Here is a 26,355-nt window from a genome sequence, read left to right as displayed (position 1 = left end):
TCATGGACATCGATGTTTACCGAGCCCACGAAGTGACGGCGGCCGACCGGACCGCGTGGACGACGATGCAGTCGAAAGCGCCAGTGCACGGTACGCCGCAGATGGCGAACCCCTTCCTCTCACCCGAGTTCGCCCTCGCGGTCGGCCGGCACCGGCGCGGGGTCCGGATCGCCGTGATGCGGGACGGACCAGGCGGCGAACCGACGGCGTTCTTCCCCTACGAGCGCACGCCCGCGGGAGTTGGCCGCGCGATCGGCCTCGGCCTCTCCGACTGCCAGGGGCTGGTGCACGAAGCGGGCTTTCGCTGGGACGCTCCGTCGTTGCTGGCGGCGTGCGGGCTCGCCATCTGGGAGTTCGACCATCTCGCGGAGGGGCAGCAGCCGTTCGAGCGATCCGCCAGGGCCAGCTTCCCCTCGCCCGTGATCGACGTGGCGGACGGCTGGGAAGCCTATGTCGCCCGGCTGGGAGAGCGGTCACCCAAGGGCACACGCACCAGACTCGCCAAGGAACGCAAGCTGGCCAAGGCAGCCGGGGAGGTCCGCTATGTGCACGACGAACGCGACCCGGTGATGTTGCACACGCTGATGGCATGGAAGTCCGCTCAGTACCGCAGGACCGGCCGCAGCGACCGGTTCGCGCAGCCCTGGATCACCCAGCTCGTGGAGCAGCTGTTCCACACCCGGGCGGACTCTTTCGCCGGTCAGTTGTCCGTGCTCTACGCGGGCGACCAACCGGTGGCCGCCCACTTCGGGCTGCGGACGGATCATGTCCTCTCCTGCTGGTTCCCGGCCTACGACCTCGCCTTCGCCAAGTTCTCTCCCGGGGTCGCGCTGCACCTGCGGATGGCCGAGAGGGCCGCCGACGACGGCATCTCCTACCTTGATCTTGGGCGTGGCCAGGGCGAGTACAAGGACTCACTCAAGACGCGGGAGATCTTCGTGTCGGAGGGCTGGGTGACCCGGCGCCATCCGGTCGCCGTCGCCCACAGGGCGCGCCGCGCTCCGGTGCGAGCGCTGCGCAACTTTGTCGTCTCGCGACCGGAGCTGTACGACCCGGCCGACCGGCTGCTGAAGCGAGTGGGAAGACTCCGCGCTCGGACCAGGGCGTCGTAGCCCACGACCGCACGATGGCGGGCACCGGGACTGGGCCGGCCCGGCATCCCCGATCCGCCGCCTGAGGGCCTGAGGAGGTGCCCTGTGACCGGATCCGTGCCCATTCTGATGTACCACGCGATCGCGCACGCCCCGCCGCCATCGATCCGCGCCCTGTCCGTCTCACCGGACGCGTTCGCCGCCCAGATGCGGCTGCTGGACGAGGGCAGCTTCACTCCGCTGACGGTGGGAGGACTCACGGCCGCTTGGCGCGGCGGTCAGCCTCTGCCGGTCCGGCCGGTACTGATCACCTTCGACGACGGATACCAGGGTGTACACCGGCACGCTCTGCCCGTCCTGCGTGAACTCGGCTTTCCCTCGACCTTGTTCGTGGCCACTGGCTGGCTGCCCGGTCAGCACCAGATCGCTGGCGCCGCTCTGGACACCATGCTTGACTGGGACGAGGTGCGCGAACTCGCCGCTGCGGGTGCCGAGATCGGCGGTCACAGCCACAGTCACCCACAGCTCGACCAGCTGCCCCTCGGCGCGCTGCGCTACGAGCTGGAAACCTGCTGGAAGATCATCACCGAGCAACTCGGCGTCCCGCCGTACTCCTTCGCCTATCCATACGGTTACTCAGACCACCGGGTGCGGCAGATGGTACGCACTGCTGGCTTCACTCAGGCTGTGGTGGTGCACAACGCCCTGGCAGGTCCTCGTCAGGACCCGTTCTCCCTGAGTCGAATGACTGTGCGGCGGAGCACCGGGGCCGAGGAGTTCGCCCGGTTGATAGAAGGTCGAGCCGTCACCAGAACCTTCGCCCGGGACCGAATCCTGACCAAGGGCTACACCGTGGTCCGCAGATCGCGTCGCCTGCTGTGGAAGACGGCGTGGACATGTGCTCGACACCGGCCAGGTACTTAAAATCTGGCATTCATCACAATTGCGCAGATATTCTGTTTTCGATGAAATGCTCCGCACGGCATCGCGGCATCCGACGGCGCCGGCTCGCCGCACTACCCATAGCGGCTGCCGTCACGCTCGCCCTGGCCTGCGGCGGCACCGGACCGGACGACGCCGCCGGGCCGGCCCAGCCCGCGCTCGGCTGGGGCTTCACCCACACCGAGTACAGCGCCGATGTGGGCGACCGGGCCGCCCTGAGCACCGCGCGAAAGGCCCTCTCCGCCCAGCCGCTCCCGCAGAACCAGCACCTCATGGGCTGGGGCGCCACCAGTCCCGAACCGTCTCCTGGTCGTTACAACTTCGCCGCCCTGGACCGCCGCATCGATCTCATCCGGAAGACCGGCGGCACTCCCGTCATCACCCTCTGCTGCGCACCGGACTGGATGAAGGGCGGCACACCCGGTCACACGGACTGGTCCCGCCAGTCCCTGGAGACCGCCCCGCGCCCCGAACACTACGACGACTTCGCCGCCCTCTCCGCCACAGTCGCTGAACGCTATCCGGACGTACGGCATTTCATCGTCTGGAACGAATTCAAGGGATTCTTCGACGACGCGAGAAAGCGCTGGAACTACGAGGGATACACCGAGCTCTACAACCGGGTCCACCGAGCACTGAAGAAGGTGAACAAGGAGAACCTGGTGGGCGGGCCGTACCTGAACATGGACAGTTTCGAGCCCGGCCGCACCACGCACGCCTCCGCCCTGAGAGGCCCGTGGGGCAGCGTCGACCAGCGTGTCCTCGACGCCTTCGACTACTGGAACACGCACAAGGCCGGAGCCGACTTCGTCGTCGTCGACGGTTCCAGCTACACCCACGGCGACGAGGCGCTGCCCGACCGGTTCCGGGCCGTCGACAAGTTCACCGCCGTCGGCCGGTGGGTACGGGAGCGCACTCCCTTGCCCCTGTGGTGGGCCGAGTACTACGTCGAACCGGGCGCAGACACCGGCGGCGACGGCTGGAGCGAGCAGCTCCGCTTGGCCGTGCAGGCCGCCGGCATGATCGCCATGGTCCGGGGCGGTGCCACCACCGGGTTCTACTGGAACCCGCAGAACCGAACCGCCCAATGCACCGGCTGCCTCTGGCGCAGCACCGAGATCACCGACGGTACGGGCGGCGAGTCCAGGCCCATGCTCGACCTGGTGCAGCGTTTCGACAGGGAGTTCCCACCCGGCACGGCGTATCGCGCGGTAGACGTGGCGCCGAGTGACGCACCCGACGTTTGGGTGCTCGGCGACGACGAGGCCACCCTCGTCGTCAACACCCAGGACCGGCCACTTCAGGTGAAGATCGACGGTCGGACTGTCGACTTGGACGGCCATCAGGCGCTCTGGCTGCGCAGGTGAGTAATCTTGTTCAGGCTTCCTGGCAGTTATCAGATTCGTGAGTTCTCCTCTCCGGAAGGCGTTGCATGGCGAAGGAGGAACGGCGATCCGCCCCCGCCCGACGAGCCAGCGACCGCGGCCATCTGGGCCGGCTGAGCCGGGAACGCGTGCTGACCGCCGCGCTGGAGCTGGTCGACCGCGACGGCCTCTCCGCCCTGAGCATGCGCCGCCTGGGCGCCGAGCTCGGTGTGGAGGCCATGGCGCTCTACCGGTACGCCGCGAGCAAGGACGCCCTGCTCGACGGGCTGGTCGAGGCCCTGTACCTGGAGCTGGAGGAGCGGCTCGACGCCGGTGCGGTCGAGGACGCCGACTGGCGGGCCGGGCTGCACCGGATCGCCCGTGCGACCTACGAGGTGTGTCTCACCCACCCCCAGGCGGTGCCGCTGCTCGCGACGCGGCTGCTGGCGGTGCCGCTGGCCCGGCGGCCGGCCGCGGTCCTGCGGGACCACGAGCGCGTCCTCGCCCTGCTGCGCAAAGCCGGCTTCGACGAGCCCACCGCCTCCGCCGTGTTCCGCGCCTTCACCGCCTGGCTGCTGGGCTACGTCACCGTGGAGCTGCGCCCCATGGTGGACAACCCGGACGAGACCGATCCGGCCTTCCGGCTGGGGCTGCACCGGCTGTCGGCCAAGGAGCTGCCGACTCTGCGGGAGACGGCGGCGGCGCTCGCCGAGCAGGGCGGCCCCGAGGGTCTCGCGGCCGGCCTCGACGCCCTGCTCGGCGGCTTCACGAGCGGCTGCCCTTCCGCAGCATCCGGCTGAACGGCGTGTCCGGGCGCTCCAGGCGCTCGCCGTCCAGCGTGATGTCGACGGCCTCGTTGAAGAAGGCGACGCGTCCCTGGACCGCCGCCACGGCGGGCAGTGGCTCGGGGTAGCTCCAGACGATGTTGGGCGGCACGTCGCCCCCGCCCCGCCAGGACCAGTACTCCGCGGTGCCCTTGTAGGGGCACCCGGTGCTGTGGTCGGTGGCGTCGAAGAGGTCCAGGCGGACGTCCTCGCGGGGGAAGTAGTACCGGGTCGGCAGGGAGGTCTCGAAGAGCAGCACCGGGGCGTGCGTGTCCGCGACGATCTGCCCGTCGATCTCCACCTGGACATGGCGGCTGCTGGGCAGCGCGTCGACACGTTTGTGCGGGTCACGCGGGTGGACGAAGATCTCTTCCTCCTCCTCGTACCAGTGGTCGAGGCCCGTGTCGGTGCGCAGGAACCACTCGAAGGCGATGTGGCCGGCCAGGTCGTCGGCGGGGAAGGTCCAGGCCGCGTTCGGCCGTACGTCTCCGCCGGCCTGGAGGTCGTAGAAGATCTGCGATCCGGTGTGGGTGCCCGTCGGCGGGTGCTGCGCCGGGCGGAGGAGGTCGGTGCGGACGTCGTCGCGCGGGAAGGCGTACTGCGGCACGGGCAGGTGGGGCTCCCAGACGAGCACCGGGTGCCGGCTGTCGACGACGGTGACGTCGCCCTTGCGACCGCGCACCCAGCGCTCGCTGGGCTCCCACATGAGGCCTTCGGGGGTGGTCCTGATCGACCGGGCGGCGGGGTGGGCCGGGTGGGTGGTCATGGCCGGTGCTCCTTCGGGACGTCCGGATGTCCGTCTCCCCTCCACGGTCCCACGGCCCCACGCCCCCCGGCCCCCGGCCCCCGCTCTCAGTGCGCCGCGTCGAGCCGGGCCCGCTGCTCCGCGGTCAGTTCCAGGTCCACCGCGGCGAGGTTCTCCTCCAGCTGGGCCACCGAGGAGACCCCGGCCAGCGGGACGATCGGCAGCTCGCCGCCGAGCTGCCAGGCGAGCACCACCTGGTTGACGGTCGCCCCGGTCTCCCGGGCCACGTCGTGCAGCACCTCCAGCCGGGCCGGGGTACCAGGGTGGTCGAAGTCCGCGGGCAGCCGCTCCGGGCGGCTGTAGGCGCCCTTCAGCAGGGGCGAGTACGCGACGAGGGTCAGGCCCGGCTCGGCCCTCAGATAGCCGAGGAGGTCGGCGCCCGCGTGGCCGAGGCTGCCGTCCGGGAAGAGGTCGTCGGGTACGTCGGTGCGGGGGCGCAGGTGGGTGTGCGCGTACTGGAGCACCTCGTAGCCGGGCAGGCCGGCCGCGGCGGCCAGGGCGCGGGCCCGCTCGACGCGCCAGGTGGCGTGGTTGCTGACGCCGAGCAGTCCGACGGTGCCCTCGGCGACCAGGGCGGCGAAGCCCTCGACGGTCTCCTGGAGGGGGACCTCGTGGTCCTCGATGTGGGCGTACAGCAGGTCCAGCTTCTCCATGCCGAGCCGCTCGCGGCTGCGCTCCGCCGACTCGCGGATCACCTTCGCCGACAGGCCCTCGGCGTTGTCGACGTAACTCGTGCCGGGGGCCAGCGGGCGGGCACCGAGCTTGGTCGCGACGACGATCTCGTCCCCGATGCCGCGGCTGCGCCGCCAGCGGCCGAGGAGTTCCTCGCTCTGGCCGCCCTGGCCGCCGTCGACCCAGAAGGCGTAGTTGTCGGACGTGTCGATGAAGTTCCCGCCGGCTTCGACGTAGCGGTCCAGGACGGCGAAGGACGTCTTCTCGTCCGTCACCGAGCCGAACAGCATCGTGCCGAGCGCGAGCACGCTCACCTCCCGGCGGGTCTGCGGATCCGTGCCGATCGTGCGGTACTTCATGGCTGCTCCTCCCGTACGCGCCCGGTGCTCCGGGCCACGCACGGGAGTCTTCACCTTGAAGAGCGCTCCAAGTCAAGGACTCCAAGTCGAGGACTCCAAGTCAAGGACCGGACGGGTCACTTGGCGAACGGCCCCTCCAGTGCCGCCCACTGCAACAGCATGATCGTCTTCGCGTCGGCGATCTCCCCGGTGCGGATCATCTCCAGGGCCCTGCGGAAGGGCAGTTCGAGGATCTCGATGTCCTCGCCCTCCTCGTCCAGGCCGCCGCCCTCGTGGGTGCGGGTCGACGGGCCGTATGCGGCGGCGTAGAAGCTGACGCGTTCGGTGACCGAGCCGGGGCTCATGTAGACGTCGAAGACGTGCCGGACCTCGCCGATGGTGTGGCCGGTCTCCTCCACGACCTCGCGCCGGACGGCGATCTCGGGGTGCTCGTCATCGTCGTCGAGCAGGCCGCCCGGCGTCTCCACGAGCATGCCGTCGGGGTGCCCGTTGACGTACACGGGGAAGCGGAACTGGCGGGTGAGCAGCACGGTTTCGCGTTCGGCGTCGTACAGCAGCATGGTCGCCCCGTTGCCGCGGTCGTGCGTCTCGCGTTCCTGGGTGCTCCAGGTGCCGTCGGCGTGCCGGAAGTCGAAGGTCGTGGTCCGCTCGACGTACCAGTGGCTGGACAGGAGCTTCACGTCCCGCACCCTGACGCGGGGGTTGCCGGTGAGGTCCCGGCCGGTCCGGTCGAGTCCGGTGCGGCCCCTGCGGTCGGGGGTGTCGATGCCGGCGGTCATCGGGCACCGGCCGGGCGGGAGGAGAAGAGCAAGATGGTCATGCCCGCTTCTACCATCCGGGGCGGCCCGGGGCCGAACGTTCAGAACGTTCCGGATCGACGCGGGTGGGGGCACGCCGTGGGACACGGTTGTGACGCGTCTGCGACTGCCCGTCGCCCGGTGAGCCGGGAGACAGTGGGAAGCCGGTGCCGTGGCCCCTTGGAAGGCGAACGGTGACCGGTTCACCTCACGGGGGGAGGGCTCATGGAAACGGTCCGGGAGTCAGGACACGCGCTCGTCGTCGGGGCCGGGATCGGCGGACTGGCCGCCGCGCTCGCCCTCGGCCGCACCGGGTGGCGCGTGACGGTGCTGGAGCAGGCGGCGGCCATCGGGGAGATCGGCGCGGGCATCCAGCTCAGCCCCAACGGGGTGCGGGTGCTGAGCGCTCTCGGCGTGCTGGACGGGCTGCTGCCCACGGCGTTCCATCCCGAGGCGGTCGAGATGCGGCTCGGCCGCTCCGGCCGGCACGTGTTCCGCATCGAACTCGCCGAGACCGCCGTACGGCGGTGGGGCGCCCCCTATCTGCACGTCCACCGTGCGGACCTGCTCGACGCGCTCCTCACCGGGACGGCCGGCAGCGGCCTGGACATCACCGTCCGCACCGGGTCGACGGTGCGGAGCTACGAGCAGACTCCCGAGGGGGTCACGGTGTCGCTCGACTCGGGCCGGCGCGTCAGCGGCAGCCTGCTCGTGGGAGCCGACGGCATCCACTCGGTGATCCGCGGTCAGATGCTGGGGGCCGACGAGCCCCGGTTCACCGGCCACGTCGCCTGGCGGGTCACCGTACCGGTCGAGCGTCTGGGGCGGGCCGTGCCCCCGCCCACCGCGTGCCTCTGGGTGGGCGACGGACGTCATGCCATCACCTACCGGCTCCGCGGCGGGGCACTGGTCAATCTCGTGGCCGTGGTGGAGCGCGACGAGTGGCGGGGCGAGTCGTGGACCGAACGCGGCACCCGGCAAGAAGCGCTGGCCGACTTCGAGGGCTGGCACCCCACGGTCACCACCACCCTCCGCGAGGCGGACACCCATTACCGCTGGGCGCTGTTCGACCGCGAGCCCCTGGAGAACTGGGCCGACGGACGCGTCGCGCTCCTCGGTGACGCGTGCCATCCCATGCTGCCCTACCTGGCCCAGGGCGCCACCATGGCCATCGAGGACGCCCGGGTCCTCGCCCACCGGCTCCAACACACCGACGACGTGCCCAGGGCCCTGCGCTCGTACGCCGCGGCACGGCGACCGCGCACCGCACGCGTCCAGGCCGGTGCACGCCGGAACGGGCAGCGGTTCCACCAGGGCGACGACTTCGCCTACTTGCCGCTGTGGCTCCTCGGGAAACTGGCTCCGCGCCTGTACCACCGGCGGCTGGACTGGCTCTACGGGTACCGGGCGCCTTGATCGTCGCGTCGAGGCGCCCGGAGCGGTGCGTGTAACCTGCTGGGTGCCCGGTGCCGTGTCCCACCTGGGACGACGGGGCTCGCAACGGCTCGCAACGATCGACTTCGGCTTGGAGGACGGGTGGCGGTACAGCGGATCTCGACCCGCAATGCCCGTTTCCAGCAGCTGCAGACGCTGCTCAACAACCGCACCAAGCGAGGGCGCGCCAAGGAGTTCCTGGTCCAGGGCGTCCGCCCCATCACGATGGCCGTGGAACACGGCTGGACCGTTCGGTCGCTGCTCTACGACGCGAGCCGCCCGCTCTCCCGATGGGCCGAGGACCTGCTGCACCGCGTCGGTGCCGAACGCGTGGCGATGGCACCGCAACTGCTCGCCGAGCTCAGCGAGAAGGCCGACGGCGCCGCGGAGGTCATCGCGGTGGTCGAGATGGCACCGGACAGCCTGTCGCGGATCAAGGTCCACGACGACTTCCTCGGTCTGGTCTTCGACCGGCCGACGCAGCCCGGCAACATCGGCAGCATCGTGCGGTCGGCCGACGCGTTCGGTGCCGACGGGCTCATCGTGACGGGGCACGCCGCGGACCCCTACGACCCCAAGTCGGTACGGGCCTCCACGGGATCGCTCTTCGCCGTGCCCGTGGTGCGCAGCCAGTCTCACCACGAGGTCATGGAGTGGCTGGAGAAGGAGCGCGGTCAGGGGCGGCCGGTGGCCGTCGTCGGCACGGACGAGAACGGCGACGCCGAGGCCTCGGAGTTCGACCTGACCCAGCCGGTCCTGCTGCTGATCGGCAACGAGACCGCGGGCCTCAGCGCGGCCTGGCGTGAGCTCTGCGACCACGTGATCAGCATTCCGATGACGGGCTCGGCCAGCTCCCTGAACGCGTCGAACGCCGCCTCCGTCGTTCTCTACGAGGCACGCCGTCAGCGTCTCGCGAAGCAGCGCGCCCGGAGCTGACCGCTCGGCCCCCCGCTGGTCCCCGGACATGACCAAGAGGCCGTATCGGAATGCTCCGATACGGCCTCTGACCTGCTGCTTCGCAAGTCGGGACGACAGGATTTGAACCTGCGACCCCTTGACCCCCAGTCAAGTGCGCTACCAAGCTGCGCCACGTCCCGATGCGCCTCGCGCGGTGAACCGCGTGATCGCGCGAACAGCACTTTACCCCACACCCCTGGCCGCGCCGAAAGCGGGCCGGGCGGGACAATCGGCGTATGGGCAGCACAGACAGTGAGGGAAGCACGGGACGGCCGGGCGGCGCGCGGGACCGCGACAGCGAGGGGCGGGCGCGCAACGCCCGGCCCCGGGACGGTCTCGGCCGGCCCCTGCCGTACGGCGCGGACGGCGTGCCCCGCCAGCCCGAGGGCGTCGTCCGCACCCCGGAGGAGACCGTCGCCGAGGCGCAGCGGCTGCTGGACGAGGGGAAGCCGTTCCACGCGCACGAGGTCTTCGAGGACGCGTGGAAGTCGGGGCCGGACGAGGAGCGGGAGCTGTGGCGCGGCCTCGCGCAGCTCGCCGTGGGCCTGACGCACGCCGCCCGCGGCAACCTCATGGGCGGGGCGCGCCTGCTGCGGCGCGGGGCGGGTGCGGCCGAGACGTGGGTGTCCGGCTCCGGGCGGGCACGGCCGCACGGCATCGACGTCGAGACCGTCGCCGCCTGGGCACGGCACCTGGCCGAGGATGTGGAGCGGACCGGCCGGTCCGTGGACGCTGCGGCGCGGGCGCCCCGGCTGCGGGGAGCGGGGGCGGGGCGCTGAGCCCGGGGCGTTGCGTTCGGCGGCGGGAACCGGACGCGGAACGCGATGAGGCTGGGACTCGGTGGTAGGACTGTCAGTGGTGTACGGCAGACTCGGGGCGTGCGAAAGATTCATGTCATCGGTATCGGCGCGGGCGACCCGGACCAGCTGACCCTGCAAGCGGTCAGGGCGCTGCGGAGCACGGACGTGTTCTTCATCCTGGACAAGGGCGAGGTGAAGGCGGACCTCACCGGGCTGCGCCGGGACATGCTGGAGGCGCACCTGACGGACGGGACGTACCGGGTCGTCGAGGCGCGCGACCCGGAGCGGGACCGCAGCGCCGGCGGCGCGGCCTACTCCCCCGCCGTCGGGGACTGGCGCAGCGCCCGCGCGGGCATCTACGAGCGGCTGATCGCCGAGGAGCTCGGCGAGGAGGAGACCGGCGCGTTCCTGGTGTGGGGGGACCCCTCGCTGTACGACAGCACGCTGGGGATCCTTCAGGAGGTGCTGGAGCGGGGCGCCGTGGCGTTCGAGTACGACGTCGTGCCCGGCATCAGCAGCGTCTCGGCGCTCGTCGCCCGGCACCGGACGGGGCTCAACCGGGTCGCCCGGCCCGTGCAGATCACCACGGGGCGGCGGCTCGCGGAGGGCTTCCCGGAGGACGTGGACGACGTGGTGGTGATGCTGGACGCCCACCAGACCTTCCGGCAGTACGCGCAGGAGGACGTCGACATCTACTGGGGCGCCTACATCGGCACCCCGGACGAGATACTCGTCTCCGGCCCGATCGCCGAGGCGGCCCCCCGCATCGAGCGGCTGCGCGCCGAGGCCCGCGAGCGCAAGGGCTGGATCATGGACACGTATCTGCTGCGCCGGCGGCCCCGCGACTGACACGACTGGCGCACGCATCACCGGGCACCCGTGCGGACTTTCTGGCATGCGCACGTAGCCCACAGGTGTGAAGGTGACGACGTGACCGTCGTGGAGGAAACCGCCCTGCCCGCCTCCCAGCCCCCGGTGCTGGACTCCCGTCGCCGCAACGTCGTCTTCGTGACGATCATGTTGGGGATGCTGCTCGCGGCCCTCGACCAGACCATCGTCGGCACCGCCCTGCCGACCATCGTCTCGGACCTGGGCGGGGCGGATCACATGTCGTGGGTGGTCACCTCGTATCTCCTGGCGGAGACCGTCTCGACCGTGCTGGTCGGCAAGTTCGGCGATCTCTTCGGCCGCAAGGCGGTCTTCCAGGTCTCGGCGGTCGTGTTCGTCACGGGCTCGTTCCTGTGCGGCCTGGCCACGAACATGGCGCTGCTGATCGCCTGGCGGGCGATGCAGGGCATCGGCGCGGGCGGGCTGATGGTCACGTCGATGGCGCTGATCGCCGACGTGATCCCGCTGCGCGAGCGCGGCAAGTACCAGGGCGCGATCGGCGCGGTGTTCGGCGTGTCCACCGTCATCGGGCCGCTGCTGGGCGGGCTGTTCACCGACCATCTGACGTGGCGGTGGGCGTTCTACGTCAACGTGCCCATCGCGATCGTCGTGGTCCTGGCGGCGGCCAGGACCATTCCGGTGGTGAAGTCGGCGTCCCGGCCCGTCATCGACTATCTGGGCATCGCGCTCGTGGCGACCGGGGCGAGCGCGCTGATCCTGGCCACGAGCTGGGGCGGCAACGAGTACGCGTGGGGTTCCGGGGTGATCATCACGCTGTTCGCGGGCGGTGTGGTGGCGCTCGGCCTGTTCTGCCGGGTGGAGACCCGGGCGCGCGAACCGATGCTGCCCATGCGGCTGTTCGCCAACCCGGTGTTCACGGTCTGCTCGGTGCTGAGCTTCATCGTCGGCTGCGGGACACCGCGCGGACGGGGTCGACGGACCTGGGCGAGGGGTTCGCCTCACCGCACGGCCCGGACTCCCGGCGGGTGCTGGAGGCCGCCGTCGGCAAGATCATCGGCGGTACGGACCTCGACACCACGCGCCGGATCGTCCTGGAGTCGGAGACCCGGCTCGACGTGGCCGGTGCGTGGGCGGTGATGCAGGTCGAGTTGTTCACGCGGCTGGTCGGCCATGCCAGCCTGGGGCTGATCGCCGCGCGGCGCCGGATGCCGCCCGAGGTGCTGCTGCCGGTCTTCGAGCGGATGGTCGACGAGGGGTTCCTGACCCGGGACGGCTCCCTGCTCTCGCACACGGAGGCGGGCGCCCGCGAGGCCGCCGTCATCAGCAGGGCCTGGGCCGCCTGGCTGGAGGACCGGCTGGGGCAGGACATCGGCCGCCCCTCGGACAGCGACCTGCGGGTGGCGGTCGACGCGATCGCGAAACGGCTGCTGGTGGAGGACCTGAGCCACGGGCTGCCGAGCAGGCCGGCGAAGGTCCTGGCGACCAGCGCGGCGTGACGGGGCGGCTTCCGCCCAGGGCCGGTCCGACGACGTCCTGCCTCCCTCGGCGCAAGACAAGGCCCTACCCGAGCCCCAGCCGTTCCAGAGCGCTCGCCACATCGGGCACGGCCGTCACGCCGTCCGGCAGCGGTGGCCGCTGTACGACGACGACCGGCAGGCCCAGGTCCCGCGCCGCCGTGAGTTTGGCCGCCGTGGCCGCTCCCCCGCTGTCCTTGGTCACCAGGACGTCGATGCGGTGCTCGCGCAGCAGGGCCGTCTCGCCGGGGACGGTGAACGGGCCGCGGGCCAGCAGCACGTGCGTGTCGGGCGGCATCGGCGGCTCGGGCGGATCCACCGAGCGGGCGACGAAGTGGAGTTCCGTCAGATGCGCGAAGGAGGCCAGCCCGAGGCGCCCGGTGGTGAGGAACACGCGGCGCCCGAGCCGGGGCAGCAGGCCGGCCGCCGCGTCCAGTGAGGGGACCGGGTGCCAGAGGTCCCCGGGGCCCGGCCGCCACCCGGGGCGGCGCAGCACCACCGCCGGTACGCCGGTCGCGGCCGCGGCCCGTGCGGCGTTGGCCGTGATCGACTCGGCGAAGGGATGCGTGGCGTCGACGAGCGCGGTCACGCCCTCCCGTCGCAGCCACCCCGCCAGCCCCTCGGCCCCGCCGAAGCCCCCGACGCGCACCTCCCCGTCGAGCGCGCCCGGCCGCGCCACGCGCCCCGCGAGGGACGTGGTGACGCGGACGCCGGGCCGTGCGGACAGCGCGGCGGCCAGGGCGCGGGCCTCGGCCGTACCGCCGAGGATCAGGACGTGGCAGGACACGGCGTCGAGCGTACGAGGTCCCGTGGGGCGGACACGGGGGTGGGTGCGTACCACCGGCGGGCGAGGCCGATGGTCGCTATCGTCCTGGCATGGAGTCCGTGCGTGCCGTGCTCGTCGACATCGACGGGGTGCTCACCGTCTCGTGGCGGCCGTTGCCCGGGGCCGTGGAGGCGTTGCGGGAGATCCGGGAGGCCGGGCTCGCCGTCCTGCTGGTCACGAACACGACCTCCCGGACCCGGGCGGCGATCGCCGGGACCCTGGCCGACGCGGGGTTCCCGGTGTCCGCCGAGGACATCCTGACCGCGCCCGCCGCCACCGCCGCGTACCTCGCCGAGCACTGTCCCGGCGCCCGGTGCGCGCTGCTGAACAGCGGCGACATCGCGGAGGACCTCGACGGCGTGACCGTCGTCGACCCGGCGGACACCGGCGCCGCGCCCGATGTCGTGCTGGTGGGCGGGGCCGGTCCCGAGTTCGGGTACGAGGCGCTCGACCGGGCCTTCGGGCAGCTTCAGCGCGGGGCCCGGCTGGTGGCGATGCACCGCAACCTGTACTGGCGTACGGCCGAGGGGCTGCGGCTGGACTCCGGCGCGTTCCTGGCCGGGCTGGAGCAGGCCGCCCGGGTGGAGGCCGAGATCACCGGCAAGCCGGCCCGGGCGTTCTTCGAGGCGGCGCTCGCCCGGCTCGGCGCCGGTGCGGACCAGGCCGTGATGGTCGGGGACGACGTCGAGTCGGACGTGCTGGCGGCGCAGCGGGCCGGAGTCACCGGTGTCCTGGTGCGGACCGGGAAGTTCCAGGAGGAGACGCTCCGGGCCGCCGACGGCACGCCCGACCATGTGATCGACTCCTTCGCGGACCTTCCGGCGCTGCTGCGGGGTTCAGGGCAGCAGTAGTTGCAGGCCGCCGACGACCGTCGCCGCGATGACCAGCTGCTCGAACAGCCGTTGGTTGATCTTGTGCACCGCCCACTTGCCGAACAGCGCGCCGGGCACGACGAAGGCCACGAGCGCCAGGTCGAGGAGGAGAGAGCGGCCGTCGATCAGGCCGAGTCCGGCGCTGAAGGGCAGCTTGGAGACGTTGACGATCAGGAAGAAGAAGGCCGACGTGCCGAGGAAGCCGAGCTTGCGGAAGCCCGCCGACAGCAGGTACATCGACATCACCGGGCCGCCGGCGTTGGCGACCATGGTGGTGAAGCCGCCGAGGACGCCGTACGAGCGGGCCTTGAGGCGGCCGGCCCGGGTGGTGACCGACTCCGGCTCCCGCTCCGCGTCCGCCGCGCGCCTGCGCCACACCGTCACGGCCGCCATCAGCAGCAGGATCGCGCCGATCGAGGTCCGGACGATCGCGTCGTCCGCCCACATCAGGAACACCGTGCCGACGACGACGCCCGCGGCGACCGCCGGGAACAGCCGCCACAGGGTGGGCCAGTGGGCGTGCCGCCGGTAGGTGGCGACGGCGAGCAGGTCCCCGGCGATCAGGACCGGCAGCAGCACGCCGGTGGAGGCCCGGGCGGGCAGCACCGCGGCGAAGATGGCGAGGCTGACCGTGTTGGCCCCGCTCACGGCGGTCTTGGAGAAGCCGACGAGCAGGGCCGCGAAGGCGAGGGCGGCGAACTCCCAGCCGGTGATGTGCCAGAGCGTCATGGTGTTCATGCGAACACTGATGCTATATGCAACGAACAGGTGGGGTAAGCGGCGTCTCGCCTGGTGAGCCCCGGGGGCTCCGCTAGTGCCGTTCGACGAGGACCGCGCTCCCCTGCCCGACCCCGACGCACATCGTCGCCAGCCCCCTGCCCGCTCCCGTGCGCCGCATCCGGTGCAGCAGCGTGGTCAGGATGCGCGCGCCCGAGCAGCCCAGGGGGTGGCCGAGGGCGATGGCGCCGCCGCTCGGGTTGACCAGGTCGGGGTCGATGCCGAGCTGGTCGACGCAGGCCAGGGCCTGGGCGGCGAAGGCCTCGTTGAACTCGGCCTCCTCCAGGTCGCCGATGCTCCAGCCGGCGCGGGCGAGCACCTTGCGGGTGGCGGGGACCGGGCCGATGCCCATCACGTCGGGGTGGACACCGGCCGAGGCGCCGGCGACGTAGCGGCCGAGGGACTCCAGGCCGAGGTCGTTCAGGGCGTCCTCGCTGACCAGCAGGAGGCCGGCGGCGCCGTCGTTCATCGGGGAGGCGTTGCCCGCGGTGACCGTGCCGCCTTCGCGGAAGACCGGCCTGAGCCGGGACAGCTTCTCGTACGAGGTGTCCTCGCGGACGCACTCGTCGGTGTCGACGACCACGCCGTCGGGGCGTTCCACGGGCAGGAGTTCGTCGTCGAAGTGGCCGTTCTTGCGGGCCAGGGCGGCCCGCTGGTGGCTGCGCAGGGCGAAGTCGTCCTGGCGTTCGCGCGGGATGCCGTAGCGCGCGGCGACCTCCTCGGCCGTCTCGCCCATGGACAGCAGGCCGTGGAGGTCCTCCATCGCCGGGTTGACCAGGCGCCAGCCCAGGCGCGTGTCGGCGGTTTCGACGCGGTGCGGCAGGGCCTCGTCGGGGCGGGGCAGGACGAAGGGGGCGCGGCTCATCGACTCGGAGCCGCCCGCGATCACGATGTCGGCCTCGCCGGCGGCGATGGTGCGGGCGGCCGTCGTCACGGCCTCCAGGCCGGAGGCGCAGAGGCGGTTGACCGTGGCGCCGGGGACGGACTCGGGGAGGCCGGCGAGCAGCGCGGCCATGCGGGCGACGTTGCGGTTGTCCTCGCCGGCCTGGTTGGCGGCGCCCCAGTAGACGTCGTCGACCCGGGCCGGGTCGAGCCCGGGCACCCCGGCGACCAGGGCGCGGACGACGGTCGCGGCGAGGTCGTCGGGCCGCACCGGGGAGAGGGATCCCCGCAGCTTGCCGATGGGGGTGCGGCGGGCGGCCGCGAAGTGGACGGGACGCATGGGAGGGGCTCCTCACACCGCACATAATTAGCACTGCTAGTTTCGGACTATAGCCCCTTGCCCTGCCGCTGGGAAGATTTCGTGGGCCTGGGACTGCCGCCAGGGCGTTATCGCAGGCCGGGACGGTATGCCAGGACCGGTCCGCACCCGTCGCGGGCCGCGTTTGCACCAGTGCGCCCTGGGCACCCGCGCGGTCATGGAGTGGTTGCGGAGCGCCGCCTGCGTGGACGAGGACCCCGAACTGTTCTTTCCCGTGGGCACCGCGGGCCCCGCCCTGCGGGACGTCACGGCCGCCAAGCGGATCTGCGCGCGCTGCCCGGTGACCGACGACTGCCTGAGCTTCGCCCTGAGCAACGGGCAGGCCTCGGGTGTCTGGGGCGGCACCTGCGAGGAGGATCGCGACGCACTGCTCAGGAGCACGACGAACGACGCGAGAAGGAGAAGCGCCCTATGACGGCTGTCAGGAGCACGCTGCCCGAGGAGGCCCGCCGGGTCCTGCGAGGCACTCCAGGACACATTGGTGGATCTGCTCGGACTCTCGCTGATCGGGAAGCAGGCGCACTGGAACGTCGTCGGCCCGCGCTTCCGGTCCATCCACCTCCAGCTCGACGAGGTGGTCTCGGCCGCGCGGAACTTCGCCGACACGGTGGCGGAGCGGTCCGCGGCGCTCGGTGTCCCGCCGGACGGCCGGCCGGAGACCGTCGCGAAGGCCTTCACGCTGCCTGCCCCGAAGGAGGGCTGGGTGCGCGACTCGGACGCCGTGCAGGTGATGGCGGAGTCGCTCCAGGACGCGATCGCCCGGCTGCGCGAGCGCATCGACGCGACCGAGAAGGCCGACCTGGTCACCCAGGACCTGCTGATCGGCATCACCGCGGAGCTGGAGAAGCAGCGCTGGATGTTCGACGCGGAGAACTTCCCCCGCGAGGGCTGACCGGCGCGCACGTACGCAAGAAAGGGGCATGTGATGACCGACGCCCTTGAACTCGACGCGCTGTGGGAGGACTTCCACCGCGTGGTGAACATGACCTCGCAGGAGCTCGCGGCCTGGTTGCGGATGCGCGACGCCGACGAGGACGCGGAGCCGCTGCCGGAGCAGGCGGGCACGCAGACCGGACAGCACGTCCTGGCGATCCTGCAGAAGCGGCGTACCGACCTGACCGAGGACGACCTGCGGGTGATGCGGAGCGTCGTGGACAGGGTCACCTCGCAGGTGGACCTGGAGGACGAGCCGCTGCCTGAGGTGACCGCCGAGGACACCCGCCGCCGGCACCGGCTGATGACGCTCGGCCACGATCCCCTGAAGGGATAGCCGTGGACCGCCAGGAGCGCGTCGTACGCGAACTCCTCGACGCGCACGGCCGGACCTACGCCGACGAGGCGGGCATCCGGCTGAAGGACACACCGCAGCCGCTCTACCGGCTGCTGGTGCTGTCCCACCTGCTCAGTGCCCGCATCCGCGGGTCGATCGCGCTCGCCACCGCCCGTGCCCTGCACGAGGCGGGGCTGCGCGATCCGCGCCGGATGGCCGAGGCCGACTGGCAGGAACGGGTGGACGCCCTCGGCCGGGGCGGCTACCGGCGCTACGACGAACGCACCGCCACCCAGCTCGGCGACGCCGCCGAGCTGCTGAACGAGCGCTGGGGCGGTGACCTGCGGCGGCTGCGCCGGAAGGCGGACGGCAAGCTGACCGAACTGCGCCATCTGCTCCAGGAGTTCCCCGGCATCGGACCGGCCGGTGCCGACATCTTCCTGCGGGAGGCGCAGAGCGTCTGGCCGGAGGCCGCGCCCTACCTGGACGCCAAGGCCCTCCAGGGCGCCGAGCGGCTGAAGCTGCCGAAGGACCCGGAGCGCCTCGTACAGCTGGCCGGGAGGACCGACCCGGCCGTCCTCGCCGCCGCGCTGGTGCGGGCGGCGGTGGACAAGGAGGTCGCCGAGGACACGCTCCGGCGTGCCGGGTGACGGCCACCGAGGACGCGCTCACCCGAGCAACCATCCCCCGTCCACGGTCAGTTCGACCGCGTTGACCGACTGGTTGCGCAGCAGGAAGTCGACCGCGTCCACCACGTCCGCCATCGTGGCGAGCCGCCCGGTGGGCGTCTCGGTGCGCAGCGCGGTGAGCACCTTCTCCGGTTTGGCCAGCCAGTACGGGCTGTCGCCGACGACACCCGGGTGCACGACATTGACCCGGACGGGCGCGAGTTCGACGGCGAGGGAGTTCATCAGGCCCCGAATCCCCGCGTTGACCGTCGCGACCGTCGTCGCGCCCGGGTAGGGGCGCTCCTTGGCCTGGCCGCCGAACAGCACGATGGCACTGCCGTCGTGCAGCCGGGTGCGCAGCGCGTGCACGACCTCGGTGTAGCCGACGAGCTTGAGGGTGACCAGGCTCAGGGCGGCATTGATGTCGTACTCGGTCACCTTGTTGTCGTCCCGGGAGACGCCCGCGATGACCAGGTGGTCCACGCGCCCCACGTCGGCCAGCGCCGCCGCGATCTCCAGCGGGCGGGCCAGGTCGAGGGCGAGCCCCCGCGCGCCGACCTCCTTCGCGACCGCCTCGGCCCGGTGGGCGTCCCGGCTGGTGAGGACCACGTCGTCCCCGCGCCCGGCACGCGCACGGGCGAACTCCAGGCCGATCCCGGACGTGCCGCCGACGACGAGCACCCTGCTCATGACCCCTCCTCCAGTGCCGCACGCAGGTAGTCCCAGTCCCGCGTGAACCGGTACGCGTGCCGCGGCGGCGGCTGCGGCGCCTGCGTCTCCAACCACCGCAGGGGCGCCTGCCCGGCGTTGACGAACCCATGCACGCACCCGGCGCCCGCCCACGCGAGGTCGCCGGACTCCAGCCGGTACCGCTCGCCGTCGAGGGTGGCCTCCGCCACCCCTTCGAGGATCAGATACGTCTCCTCGAAGGGGTGGTCGTGGGTGCCGATGACCCCGTCGGACGCGTACTGCACCATGAACATCGTCGAGCCCACCGCGCCCAGGTCGCTGTCGACCATCATCTTCACGGTGATGCCGCTGTAGACCAGCAGCGCGGTGCGCATGCTCGCGGTGACGGCCAGCAGGTCCTGGGACTGCTTGCCCGGGTCCATCTGGCCGGGCTCGAAATGGCCGAAGGAGCGGGTGCGCGGGTCGCGGACGTCGATGCGGACCGGATCGCGGGCGGGCAGGTCGGGCACCGCCTGGGTGTCGTAGCCGTAGCGGGCCCGCGGGACCGGGGCCCGCATGTCCGCCCAGCGGCCGCCGGTGTCCCCGGCACCGCGCCAGGCGTGCGGCACACCGATCGGCAGCAGGCCGTAGTCGCCCTCCGCCAGGAGGTACGACCCCTCGGGCACGTCGAGGAACGCCGCCCCGGCCAGGACGTGGAAGGTCTCCTCGTACGAGTGCACATGGGCGGGGACACGGCCGTCCGGCCGCAGTTCGCACAGGCCGAAGCCGGTGTGCACGCTGCCGTCGTCCTCGCCGACCAGCGTCCGCCGCCGGTGGCCGTGGCCGTCGTACGGCGGCTCGGGCAGGTCGGCGGCGCGGCGCACCAGGTGGTTCGTCATGCCGTGGCCTTCGCCTCCTTCTCCTCCTTCGCCGCGAGGAGCCGGTCGCGGGACTCCTCGACGAGCCGCAGCGCGCGTGCGGTGTCGGCGAGCAGCCGTCCGTCGCGCTTGCGGATCACGCCGTCGACGAGGACGGTGTCCACGTTCGACACGTCGGCGCACAGGGTCACCGCGGCCGCCGCGTCGTGCACGGGGGCGACGTTGGGCGCGGTGGCGTCGATCGCGACGATGTCGGCGCGCTTGCCGGGGGTGAGGGAGCCGGTGCGGTCCTCCAGTCCGGCGACATGGGCGCCGTTGACGGTGGCGATCTCCAGCATCTGACGTGCTGTCAGCATGGTGTCGGGCACCGGCATGTTGGCCTGCCAGCAGTCGGCGTTGACGCGGGCGCGTTCGGCGCCGAAGGCCGCGCGGATCTGGGTGAACATGTCGCCGGGCACGGTCGTGACGACGTCGATGCTGAGCGAGGGCCGCAGACCGTGCTCGATGGCCTGCATCACGGGCGGCCAGCCGTGCCCCATCTGGGTCTCCACCTGCGGCGCGATCGACACCGTGCCGCCGCTGTCGGCGACCATCCGCCACTCCTCCTCGCTGAGGTAGCAGCAGTGGACGTAGGTGGTGTCCGGGCCGAGGAGCCCCAGGCCGTGGAGCCGCTTGACCATGCCGAAGCGGCCGGCGAGCCGTCCCATGGCCACGTGCACGGTGATCGGGAGGCCGAGTTCGCGGGCGAGCGCCCACTCGGCGGTGACGACCTCGTCGACGCAGAAGCCCGGGCCGCGGGTGGCGAGGGCCATGGTCAGCAGGCCCTCGCCGGAGGCGAAGTGCGCCGACCGGATCCGCCGTACGTCGTCCGCCGGGATCGCGATCCTGGACTCGAACCAGTAGTCGGCGAGGGAGGTGTTGGCACTGCCGTACGCGTACTGCGCGCGGATGCCGCTCTCCGCCAGGGCCTGGATCGCGGCGTCCGGGTGCTCGGGGGTGTTGTTGATGTGCGACCAGTCCACGAGCGTGGTGATGCCGGCGTTGAGGCACTCCAGCGCGCCCGCGAGGTTGCCCGCGTAGACGTCATCCGGGGTGTACAGGGGTGCGAAGGTGTCGAGGATGTCGACGAAGTAGTCGTCGAGGGTCGCGTCGGGTGCGACGCCCCGGATCGGGGCCTCCCAGGTGTGGCGATGGGTGTCGACGAAGCCGGGGATCAGGATGCGGCCGCTCATGTCGAGGACCTCGGCGTCGGCGCTGATCTCGGGCTCGACGGCCGCGATCCGGCCGTCCTCGACGAGGACGTCACCCCTCGGCAGGTCGCCGATGACGGGGTCCATCGACAGGACGTGTCCGGCGCGAAGGAGTATCCGATGGGTCATCGCGCTTCCCTCCATGGGGTGTTCAATACGCGGCGAGGCTCCGGACCGCCGCCACGACCTTCTCTACGGTGGGGATGACCTGCTCCTCCAGCGCGTCGGCGAACGGCAGCGGGACGCACTCCCCCGCCACCCGCCGCACGGGCGCGTCCAGCAGGCCGAAGCCCTCGTCGGCGACGACGGAGACGACGGTGGCGCCCCAGCCGCCCTGGTACGGGTTCTCCTCGACGGTGACGAGCCGCGAGGTCCTGCCCAGGGAGGCGAGGACGGTCGCGGCATCCAGCGGGACCAGGCAGCGCAGGTCGACCACCTCCGCCTCGATCCCCTCCCCCGACAGCACGTCGGCGGCCTTCAGGGCCAGCGGCACCATCGAGGCCAGGGCGACGAGCGTGACGTCCCCGCCCTCGCGGACGACGGCGGCCCGGCCCAGTTCGACGACATGACCGGGCGGTGGCGGTGCCCCCTTGGTCGCGAGGAGTCCCTTGTGCTCGAAGAAGACCACGGGGTCCTCGCTGCGGATCGCCGCCGCCATCATGCCGATGACGTCGGCCGGCGTGGCCGGTGCCGCGATCTTCAGGCCCGGCACGGTCAGCACCCAGTTCTCGGTGGCCTGGGAGTGCTGGGCGCCGAAGCCGAGTCCGCCGCCGTTGGCGGTGCGCACGACGAGGGGCACGGTCACCTGGCCGCCGGTCATGTAGCGGACCTTGGGGATCTCGTTGGCGAGGTAGTCCCAGCAGCAGGCCATGAAGTCGGAGAACATGACCTCCGCGACGGGCCGCATCCCCGTCATCGCGGCGCCCATCGCCGCGCCCACAATGGCCTGTTCGGATATGGGCGTGTCCCACACCCGCTCGGGCCCGAACTCCTTCAGCAGCCCCGTGGTCGTCTTGAACACCCCGCCGGCCGCGCCGATGTCCTCCCCGAGGCACACCACCGACGCGTCCCGGCGCATCTCGCGTGCGATGCCCTCGGCGACCGCCTCCCGGTAGGTGATCACGTCCGCCATGCGGCACCTCCGTCCGCCCACACGTCGGTCAGCGCCTCCCGCGGATCGGGCGCCGGCGCGGCCTTGGCCGCCTCGACGGCCCGCTCCACGACGGCCCGGGCCCGCGCGTCGGCCTCAGCGACCGTCCCCTCCCCGACCCCCAGCTCGGCGAGCCGCCCCCGCGCCAGGTCCAGCGGGTCGTGCTCGAGCCACCGCTCGACCTCCTCGGCCGGGCGGTAGGCCGCCGGGTCGGCGCGGCTGTGCCCGAAGTGCCGGTAGGTCTCGGCCTCCAGCACGGCGGGCCCGTCTCCGGCCCGGGCCCGGCGCGCGAGCCGGGCCACCGCCTCCTCGACGGCAACGACGTCGTTGCCGTCGACGACCTCGCCCGGGATGCCGTGGGCGGGTGCCCGGTCGGCGGCGGGCCGGGGGACGGCCGTGACGTCGGCGATCGGCGTGTACTCCATGTACAGGTTGTTCTCGCAGACGAACAGCACCGGCAGCTTCCACACGGCGGCCAGATTGAGCGACTCGTGGAAGGCGCCGATGTTGGTCGCGCCGTCACCGAAGAACGCCACCGCGAGCTGCTCCGTGCCGCGCAGCCGGGCCGACCAGGCCGCGCCGACCGCCATCGGCAGGTGCGCGCCGACGATGGCGTACGAGCCGAGCATGCCGGTGGCCGCCTTGGTCAGGTGCATGGAGCCGCCCTTGGCCCGGCACAGCCCGGTCGCCCGGCTCATCAGCTCGGCGAGGCACTCCTCGGGGGTGGCGCCCCGGGCGAGGGCATGGTGGTGGCCCCTATAGGTGGCGAACACATAGTCGTCCGGGCGCAGGGCGGCGCTCGCGCCCACGGCGATCGCCTCCTGTCCGGCGGCGAGATGGGTGGTGCCCTTCACCAGGCCCTGGAGGAACAGGTCGTGGGCGGCCTTCTCCGTACGGCGGATGAGGGCCATCTGCTCGTAGCAGGCGAGGAGTTCGGCGGTGTCCATCAGTCCGCCCCGTTGCCACGCGAGGTGTTGAGGTGGGACTGCGCCTCGCGCCGGGTGTTCAGCTCGCCGCCCACCGTCCAGTACTTGCGGCCCGCCACCAGCAGTTCCTCCGCCGGGAACTTGGTGATGACCTCGCAGCCGTCGGCGGTGACGACCAGTTCCTCCTCGATCCGGGCGGCGGACCAGCCGTCGGCGGCCGGCCAGTACGTCTCCAGGGCGAACACCATGCCCTCTTCGAGGACTTCGGGGTGGTCGAGGGAGACCAGGCGGCTGAAGATCGGCTTCTCCCAGATCGACAAGCCGACGCCGTGGCCGTACTGGAGGGCGAAGGCGGCGGTCTCGTCGGCGAAGCCGAACTCCTCGGCGCGCGGCCACACCCGGACGATGTCGGCGGTGGTGGCCCCCGGCCGGACGAGGGCGATCGCCTCGTCCATGTACTGGCGGCAGCGCACATAGGCGTCCCGCTGCGCGCGGGAGGCGCTGCCCACGGCGAAGGTCCGGTAGTAGCAGGTGCGGTAGCCGAGGTGGCTGTGCAGGATGTCGAAGAAGGCGGGGTCGCCGGGGCGGATCAGCCGGTCGCTGTAGACGTGCGGATGCGGTGAACAGCGCTCGCCCGAGATGGCGTTGACGCCCTCCACGTACTCGCTGCCGAGGTCGTACAGCACCTTGCTGACCACGCCCACGCACTCGTTCTCACGCACACCGGGCCGCAGGTGGCCGTACAGCTCCTCGTAGGCCGCGTCGACCATCGCGCAGGCCTGGGTGAGCAGGGCGATCTCGTCGCCGGTCTTGATGCGGCGGGCCTCCAGGAACACCTGCTGCCCGTCGACGACGTCGATGCCCTCGGCGCGCAGCGCGGCGAGGACCGGCATCTCGGCGACGTCGACGCCGAGCGGTTCGCCGGCGAGCCCGTGGTCGCGCAGCTCGGCGGCGATCTTCGCGGCGACGTCCTCGGCGATGCCCGCGTCCGGGTGGAAGGCCCCGCGCAGGGTCGAGATGCCGGCGCGGGCGCCGGTGGGCGGGCCGCCCTTGCCGTCGCTGTAGTCGAGCCACGGGTTGTACAGCTGGTGGTGGCGGGCGGCGGAGCCGAAGTCCCAGACGACCGGTTCGCCGCCGCGTACCAGCAGGGCGAAGCGGATCAGCTTGTCCATCGCCCAGGTACCGATGTGGGTGGCCGTCATATAGCGGATGTTGGCGAAGTCGAAGCTGAGCACGGCGCCCAGCTCGGAGCGGTTCAGGGACTCGCGCAGCCGGGCCAGCCGCTGCCCGCGCAGCCGGTCCAGGTCGATGCGCTCTTCCCAGTCGACGGCGTTGGGTCCGTATGTGTGGATCGCCATGGCGACCACCCCCACTTCGGAGTGAACGCCCGGGTAGTACGGGTGTCAAGTGTCACTGAACATCGCCGGACACGAACCAGACGCCCACAGCGGGTACCTCTCCATCGTTGCGGTAACGGTGGGGTGTCGTCGACTCGAAGCAGACGGAGTCGCCCGGCCGGACCGTGTACTCGTCGAAGCCGAGGGTGAGGATCAGTTCGCCGGAGGTCAGATAGCCGTACTCGGTGCCCGCGTGCCGCATCAGCGCGCCGGAGCCGGAGGAGGCGCCGCCGGGCCGGTACGTCACCAGCAGGAAGTCGGCATCCGCGCCCGGCACCCGCCCGAGCCGCTCCCATACGACCCCGGAGTCCAGCTCCAGCGTCTCGCGCTCGCCCGCGCCGACCAGGGGGCCGATCCGGCGGCCCGGGTCGGGGGCGAAGGCGGCGAGGGCGTGCGGGACGGTGCCCTGCCCCGCCGCGAGCGCCGTCGCTCCGGTGGCCTCACGGGCGTCGAAGAGGGACTCGACGGAGATCCCGAGGGCCGTGGTGATCGCGTACAGCGTGCTGACGGACGGCTGGCTCTTGCCGGTCTCGATCTGCGACACGAGGCTCGCCGACACGCCGATCTCCCGGGCGAGCGCGCGCAGGCTCGTCCCGCGCTCCAGGCGCGCCTGCCGGATGCGCGCGCCGACGGGCGGCACGACGGCGGGAGACACGGGCGGCTCCTTTCCACGGGGCGGCGTGTGCAGCTTCACTGAACAGCCGCAGCTTCATTGAACAGCCCGCGCCGCGCGCCACGCCAGAGAGCCCGGAATTCGCCTCACGCCCTGCCGACCGGGAAGGTCGCCGTCACCTGCCAGCCCGCCCCCGCCCGCGGCCCTGCGTGCAGGGTGCCGCCCAGCGCGGTGACCCGCTCCCGCAGGCCGACGAGGCCGAAGCCGCCGCCGTGGGCGGCCTCGGGGAGCTGGGTGCCGCCGCGGCCGTCGTCCGCCACCGTGACCTCCAGCCGGTCGCCGGGACAGGCCAGGCGGACGGTGACCTCCGTGGCGTCGGCCGCGTGCCGCCGTACGTTGGTCAGCGCCTCCTGCACGACCCGGAAGGCCGCCGCCTGCACCTCGTGCGGCAGGTCGTCGCAGACCGCCGGGTCGCGATGCAGGACGGCCTTCTGGCCGGGGCTCGCGAAGCCCTCGACCAGGTCGGTGATGCCGGCCAGGTCGCCGACGGGACGGCGGTCGGCGGCCTCGGGCCCCGTGTCGCGCAGCACGCCCACGGTGCGCCGCATGGACGCCAGTGCCTCGGTCGCGGCCCGCTCGATGCCGGCCAGGACGGGGTCGAGGTCCTGCGGCTGCCGGGCCGCCATCATGCGGGCCATCTGGGTCTGCACGAGGATCCCGGTGACATGGTGGGCGACGAAGTCGTGCAGGTCGGCGGCGATGGCGACGCGTTCGGCGCGGCGGGTTTCGCCGACCGCGACGGTGCGCCGGTAGTCCAGGGAGCGCAGGTATCCGGCGAGCCCGGCGGTGATCCCGACCAGGACCAGGCCGACCACGGAGAAGGCGAGCACCTCCTCGTCGAGCGACCGGAAGTACCGCACCGGCAGCAGGAGCAGCGCGACCGCGTCGAGCACCCCGCACAGCAGGGCCCAGGGCCACGGGCAGTGGCGTACGGCGACGAACAGCAGGCTGAGCAGGATCAGCACCTCGCCCGGCCCGGACGGCACCTTCGTGTATCCGGCCAGCAGCACCCCGGTCGTGAAGAGCACGGAGACCGCGGCGGGTACGGCGGTACGCAGCTGCGGGGTGAGCCATCGCGGCCTGCGGCCGGCCGGCCACAGCACGGCGGCGAGCCCGGCGAGCAGCACCGCCGCCGGTGGCCAGGGGGCGTGGCCGAACCCGCCCGCGATCAGCAGGTCGTAGGCCGAGGCCGCCACCAGGAAGCCGACGCCGAAGCCCCGCACGCAGCCCCGTGGAGAGGTGGATCTCATGCGGATCACGGTATGCGAGGCCCCTGGCCGGCGGGATCGGCCGATCGGCCGAGGGCCCGGCCTGCGGGTGTGGCCGTTCG

At 72.1% G+C, this 26,355-nt stretch carries 26 protein-coding genes, 1 tRNA gene and 2 pseudogenes; 14 read left to right on the top strand and 15 right to left on the bottom strand.

The window, feature by feature from the left end; translation table 11 throughout:
• Nucleotides 1-2 precede the first annotated feature (2 nt).
• From IE255_RS13705 to IE255_RS13690, 4 genes are all read left to right on the top strand, one after another.
• Nucleotides 3-1,112 (top strand): GNAT family N-acetyltransferase, encoded by a 1,110-nt coding sequence (locus IE255_RS13705; RefSeq protein ID WP_190050502.1) that lies wholly within the window; start codon nucleotides 3-5, stop codon nucleotides 1,110-1,112.
• Nucleotides 1,113-1,220: 108 nt separating this feature from the next.
• Nucleotides 1,221-2,015 carry a polysaccharide deacetylase family protein gene (locus tag IE255_RS13700; protein ID WP_190050759.1) on the top strand — a complete coding sequence of 265 codons (795 nt, stop codon included), beginning with the start codon at nucleotides 1,221-1,223 and terminating at the stop codon, nucleotides 2,013-2,015.
• A gap of 41 nt (nucleotides 2,016-2,056) precedes the next feature.
• Complete coding sequence (locus IE255_RS13695; protein ID WP_190050501.1) at nucleotides 2,057-3,400, top strand: GH39 family glycosyl hydrolase; 1,344 nt, start codon at nucleotides 2,057-2,059, stop codon at nucleotides 3,398-3,400.
• A 65-nt stretch (nucleotides 3,401-3,465) separates the two neighbouring features.
• Nucleotides 3,466-4,197, top strand: coding sequence for a TetR/AcrR family transcriptional regulator (locus IE255_RS13690; RefSeq protein ID WP_190050500.1), 732 nt, complete (start codon nucleotides 3,466-3,468; stop codon nucleotides 4,195-4,197).
• Here the strand turns inward: IE255_RS13690 and IE255_RS13685 are convergent.
• The 3 genes from IE255_RS13685 to IE255_RS13675 all read right to left on the bottom strand — a co-directional run bounded on the left by IE255_RS13685 (nucleotide 4,163) and on the right by IE255_RS13675 (nucleotide 6,836).
• A complete protein-coding gene (locus IE255_RS13685) occupies nucleotides 4,163-4,987 on the bottom strand; it encodes a DUF427 domain-containing protein (RefSeq protein WP_190050499.1) in 825 nt (274 codons plus the stop codon). The genes IE255_RS13690 and IE255_RS13685 overlap by 35 nt on opposite strands.
• Before the next feature lie 86 nt (nucleotides 4,988-5,073).
• Nucleotides 5,074-6,057 (bottom strand): aldo/keto reductase, encoded by a 984-nt coding sequence (locus IE255_RS13680; RefSeq protein WP_190050498.1) that lies wholly within the window; start codon nucleotides 6,055-6,057, stop codon nucleotides 5,074-5,076.
• A gap of 116 nt (nucleotides 6,058-6,173) precedes the next feature.
• Nucleotides 6,174-6,836: an NUDIX domain-containing protein gene (locus IE255_RS13675; protein ID WP_190050497.1), complete on the bottom strand. Its 663-nt coding sequence runs from the start codon at nucleotides 6,834-6,836 to the stop codon at nucleotides 6,174-6,176.
• A gap of 243 nt (nucleotides 6,837-7,079) precedes the next feature.
• On the opposite strand from IE255_RS13675, the gene IE255_RS13670 reads away from it, so the two are divergent.
• The gene (locus tag IE255_RS13670) at nucleotides 7,080-8,270 is read left to right on the top strand and encodes an FAD-dependent monooxygenase (protein WP_190050496.1); all 1,191 of its coding nucleotides are present in this window, start codon (nucleotides 7,080-7,082) and stop codon (nucleotides 8,268-8,270) included.
• A gap of 120 nt (nucleotides 8,271-8,390) precedes the next feature.
• Nucleotides 8,391-9,224: an RNA methyltransferase gene (locus IE255_RS13665; protein ID WP_190050495.1), complete on the top strand. Its 834-nt coding sequence runs from the start codon at nucleotides 8,391-8,393 to the stop codon at nucleotides 9,222-9,224.
• Between the two features lie 87 nt (nucleotides 9,225-9,311).
• On the opposite strand, the gene IE255_RS13660 is transcribed toward IE255_RS13665, so the two are convergent.
• Nucleotides 9,312-9,385 (bottom strand) — tRNA-Pro (locus IE255_RS13660).
• A 96-nt stretch (nucleotides 9,386-9,481) separates the two neighbouring features.
• Between IE255_RS13660 and IE255_RS13655 the strand changes: the two genes are divergently transcribed.
• The 3 genes and pseudogenes from IE255_RS13655 (at nucleotide 9,482) to IE255_RS13645 (ending at nucleotide 12,390) form a co-directional block, all read left to right on the top strand.
• A complete protein-coding gene (locus IE255_RS13655) occupies nucleotides 9,482-10,024 on the top strand; it encodes a DUF309 domain-containing protein (protein WP_190050494.1) in 543 nt (180 codons plus the stop codon).
• A gap of 99 nt (nucleotides 10,025-10,123) precedes the next feature.
• Nucleotides 10,124-10,894 carry a precorrin-6A synthase (deacetylating) gene (cobF, locus tag IE255_RS13650; RefSeq protein ID WP_190050493.1) on the top strand — a complete coding sequence of 257 codons (771 nt, stop codon included), beginning with the start codon at nucleotides 10,124-10,126 and terminating at the stop codon, nucleotides 10,892-10,894.
• A gap of 81 nt (nucleotides 10,895-10,975) precedes the next feature.
• Nucleotides 10,976-12,390: pseudogene (locus tag IE255_RS13645) on the top strand (MFS transporter).
• A gap of 64 nt (nucleotides 12,391-12,454) precedes the next feature.
• Here IE255_RS13645 and IE255_RS13640 read toward each other — a convergent pair.
• Nucleotides 12,455-13,195 carry a cobalt-precorrin-6A reductase gene (locus IE255_RS13640; RefSeq protein ID WP_190050492.1) on the bottom strand — a complete coding sequence of 247 codons (741 nt, stop codon included), beginning with the start codon at nucleotides 13,193-13,195 and terminating at the stop codon, nucleotides 12,455-12,457.
• An 89-nt stretch (nucleotides 13,196-13,284) separates the two neighbouring features.
• On the opposite strand from IE255_RS13640, the gene IE255_RS13635 reads away from it, so the two are divergent.
• Entirely contained in the window at nucleotides 13,285-14,085 is an 801-nt protein-coding gene (locus IE255_RS13635) for an HAD-IIA family hydrolase (RefSeq protein ID WP_190050491.1), read from the top strand.
• Here the strand turns inward: IE255_RS13635 and IE255_RS13630 are convergent.
• Both IE255_RS13630 and IE255_RS13625 read right to left on the bottom strand, forming a co-directional pair.
• Nucleotides 14,071-14,844, bottom strand: coding sequence for a sulfite exporter TauE/SafE family protein (locus IE255_RS13630; protein ID WP_190050490.1), 774 nt, complete (start codon nucleotides 14,842-14,844; stop codon nucleotides 14,071-14,073). The two genes, IE255_RS13635 and IE255_RS13630, sit on opposite strands and share 15 nt — an antisense overlap.
• Before the next feature lie 73 nt (nucleotides 14,845-14,917).
• Nucleotides 14,918-16,105 (bottom strand): thiolase family protein, encoded by a 1,188-nt coding sequence (locus IE255_RS13625; protein ID WP_190050489.1) that lies wholly within the window; start codon nucleotides 16,103-16,105, stop codon nucleotides 14,918-14,920.
• Between the two features lie 196 nt (nucleotides 16,106-16,301).
• On the opposite strand from IE255_RS13625, the gene IE255_RS13620 reads away from it, so the two are divergent.
• From IE255_RS13620 to IE255_RS13605, 4 genes and pseudogenes are all read left to right on the top strand, one after another.
• On the top strand, nucleotides 16,302-16,559 hold the full coding sequence (locus tag IE255_RS13620; protein ID WP_190050488.1) for a WhiB family transcriptional regulator: 258 nt from the start codon (nucleotides 16,302-16,304) through the stop codon (nucleotides 16,557-16,559).
• Nucleotides 16,556-17,036 (top strand): annotated as a pseudogene (locus IE255_RS13615) (Dps family protein). Before IE255_RS13620 ends, IE255_RS13615 begins: the two are co-directional and overlap by 4 nt.
• Before the next feature lie 33 nt (nucleotides 17,037-17,069).
• Nucleotides 17,070-17,414 (top strand): DUF3140 domain-containing protein, encoded by a 345-nt coding sequence (locus IE255_RS13610; RefSeq protein WP_190050487.1) that lies wholly within the window; start codon nucleotides 17,070-17,072, stop codon nucleotides 17,412-17,414.
• 2 nt (nucleotides 17,415-17,416) lie between these two features.
• Complete coding sequence (locus IE255_RS13605) at nucleotides 17,417-18,064, top strand: HhH-GDP family DNA glycosylase (RefSeq protein WP_190050486.1); 648 nt, start codon at nucleotides 17,417-17,419, stop codon at nucleotides 18,062-18,064.
• An 18-nt stretch (nucleotides 18,065-18,082) separates the two neighbouring features.
• Here IE255_RS13605 and IE255_RS13600 read toward each other — a convergent pair whose 3' ends face one another.
• The 8 genes from IE255_RS13600 to IE255_RS13565 all read right to left on the bottom strand — a co-directional run bounded on the left by IE255_RS13600 (nucleotide 18,083) and on the right by IE255_RS13565 (nucleotide 26,275).
• Complete coding sequence (locus IE255_RS13600; protein ID WP_190050485.1) at nucleotides 18,083-18,772, bottom strand: SDR family oxidoreductase; 690 nt, start codon at nucleotides 18,770-18,772, stop codon at nucleotides 18,083-18,085.
• A complete protein-coding gene (locus IE255_RS13595) occupies nucleotides 18,769-19,650 on the bottom strand; it encodes a cupin domain-containing protein (RefSeq protein ID WP_190050484.1) in 882 nt (293 codons plus the stop codon). The genes IE255_RS13600 and IE255_RS13595 overlap by 4 nt, the downstream gene beginning before the upstream one ends.
• On the bottom strand, nucleotides 19,647-21,008 hold the full coding sequence (locus IE255_RS13590; protein ID WP_190050483.1) for an amidohydrolase family protein: 1,362 nt from the start codon (nucleotides 21,006-21,008) through the stop codon (nucleotides 19,647-19,649). The genes IE255_RS13595 and IE255_RS13590 overlap by 4 nt, the downstream gene beginning before the upstream one ends.
• A 22-nt stretch (nucleotides 21,009-21,030) precedes the next feature.
• On the bottom strand, nucleotides 21,031-22,011 hold the full coding sequence (locus tag IE255_RS13585; protein ID WP_190050482.1) for an alpha-ketoacid dehydrogenase subunit beta: 981 nt from the start codon (nucleotides 22,009-22,011) through the stop codon (nucleotides 21,031-21,033).
• A complete protein-coding gene (locus IE255_RS13580; RefSeq protein ID WP_190050481.1) occupies nucleotides 21,999-22,976 on the bottom strand; it encodes a thiamine pyrophosphate-dependent dehydrogenase E1 component subunit alpha in 978 nt (325 codons plus the stop codon). Before IE255_RS13580 ends, IE255_RS13585 begins: the two co-directional genes overlap by 13 nt.
• Nucleotides 22,976-24,313, bottom strand: a complete 1,338-nt coding sequence (locus IE255_RS13575; RefSeq protein WP_190050480.1) for a M24 family metallopeptidase — start codon at nucleotides 24,311-24,313, stop codon at nucleotides 22,976-22,978. Before IE255_RS13575 ends, IE255_RS13580 begins: the two co-directional genes overlap by 1 nt.
• A 52-nt stretch (nucleotides 24,314-24,365) precedes the next feature.
• The gene (locus IE255_RS13570) at nucleotides 24,366-25,007 is read right to left on the bottom strand and encodes a helix-turn-helix domain-containing protein (protein ID WP_190050479.1); all 642 of its coding nucleotides are present in this window, start codon (nucleotides 25,005-25,007) and stop codon (nucleotides 24,366-24,368) included.
• A gap of 104 nt (nucleotides 25,008-25,111) precedes the next feature.
• Nucleotides 25,112-26,275, bottom strand: a complete 1,164-nt coding sequence (locus IE255_RS13565) for a sensor histidine kinase (protein WP_190050478.1) — start codon at nucleotides 26,273-26,275, stop codon at nucleotides 25,112-25,114.
• Nucleotides 26,276-26,355: the final 80 nt, after the last annotated feature.

Source organism: Streptomyces lomondensis, assembly GCF_014651035.1.
Lineage (GTDB): Bacteria > Actinomycetota > Actinomycetes > Streptomycetales > Streptomycetaceae > Streptomyces > Streptomyces lomondensis.
The sequence above is the reverse complement of the archived record's forward strand: the minus strand, read 5'-3'. Positions and strand labels throughout refer to the sequence as shown.

Bases quoted from the DNA above. Each gene is read 5' to 3' on its own strand.
- IE255_RS13705 (WP_190050502.1), top strand. From the start codon at position 3: ATGGACATCGATGTTTACCGAGCCCACGAAGTGACGGCGGCCGACCGG.
- IE255_RS13700 (WP_190050759.1), top strand. From the start codon at position 1,221: ATGTACCACGCGATCGCGCACGCCCCGCCGCCATCGATCCGCGCCCTG.
- IE255_RS13695 (WP_190050501.1), top strand. From the start codon at position 2,057: ATGAAATGCTCCGCACGGCATCGCGGCATCCGACGGCGCCGGCTCGCC.
- IE255_RS13690 (WP_190050500.1), top strand. From the start codon at position 3,466: ATGGCGAAGGAGGAACGGCGATCCGCCCCCGCCCGACGAGCCAGCGAC.
- IE255_RS13685 (WP_190050499.1), bottom strand. From the start codon at position 4,987: ATGACCACCCACCCGGCCCACCCCGCCGCCCGGTCGATCAGGACCACC.
- IE255_RS13680 (WP_190050498.1), bottom strand. From the start codon at position 6,057: ATGAAGTACCGCACGATCGGCACGGATCCGCAGACCCGCCGGGAGGTG.
- IE255_RS13675 (WP_190050497.1), bottom strand. From the start codon at position 6,836: ATGACCGCCGGCATCGACACCCCCGACCGCAGGGGCCGCACCGGACTC.
- IE255_RS13670 (WP_190050496.1), top strand. From the start codon at position 7,080: ATGGAAACGGTCCGGGAGTCAGGACACGCGCTCGTCGTCGGGGCCGGG.
- IE255_RS13655 (WP_190050494.1), top strand. From the start codon at position 9,482: ATGGGCAGCACAGACAGTGAGGGAAGCACGGGACGGCCGGGCGGCGCG.
- IE255_RS13635 (WP_190050491.1), top strand. From the start codon at position 13,285: ATGGAGTCCGTGCGTGCCGTGCTCGTCGACATCGACGGGGTGCTCACC.
- IE255_RS13630 (WP_190050490.1), bottom strand. From the start codon at position 14,844: ATGAACACCATGACGCTCTGGCACATCACCGGCTGGGAGTTCGCCGCC.
- IE255_RS13625 (WP_190050489.1), bottom strand. From the start codon at position 16,105: ATGCGTCCCGTCCACTTCGCGGCCGCCCGCCGCACCCCCATCGGCAAG.
- IE255_RS13620 (WP_190050488.1), top strand. From the start codon at position 16,302: ATGGAGTGGTTGCGGAGCGCCGCCTGCGTGGACGAGGACCCCGAACTG.
- IE255_RS13610 (WP_190050487.1), top strand. From the start codon at position 17,070: ATGACCGACGCCCTTGAACTCGACGCGCTGTGGGAGGACTTCCACCGC.
- IE255_RS13600 (WP_190050485.1), bottom strand. From the start codon at position 18,772: ATGAGCAGGGTGCTCGTCGTCGGCGGCACGTCCGGGATCGGCCTGGAG.
- IE255_RS13595 (WP_190050484.1), bottom strand. From the start codon at position 19,650: ATGACGAACCACCTGGTGCGCCGCGCCGCCGACCTGCCCGAGCCGCCG.
- IE255_RS13590 (WP_190050483.1), bottom strand. From the start codon at position 21,008: ATGACCCATCGGATACTCCTTCGCGCCGGACACGTCCTGTCGATGGAC.
- IE255_RS13585 (WP_190050482.1), bottom strand. From the start codon at position 22,011: ATGGCGGACGTGATCACCTACCGGGAGGCGGTCGCCGAGGGCATCGCA.
- IE255_RS13580 (WP_190050481.1), bottom strand. From the start codon at position 22,976: ATGGACACCGCCGAACTCCTCGCCTGCTACGAGCAGATGGCCCTCATC.
- IE255_RS13575 (WP_190050480.1), bottom strand. From the start codon at position 24,313: ATGGCGATCCACACATACGGACCCAACGCCGTCGACTGGGAAGAGCGC.
- IE255_RS13565 (WP_190050478.1), bottom strand. From the start codon at position 26,275: ATGAGATCCACCTCTCCACGGGGCTGCGTGCGGGGCTTCGGCGTCGGC.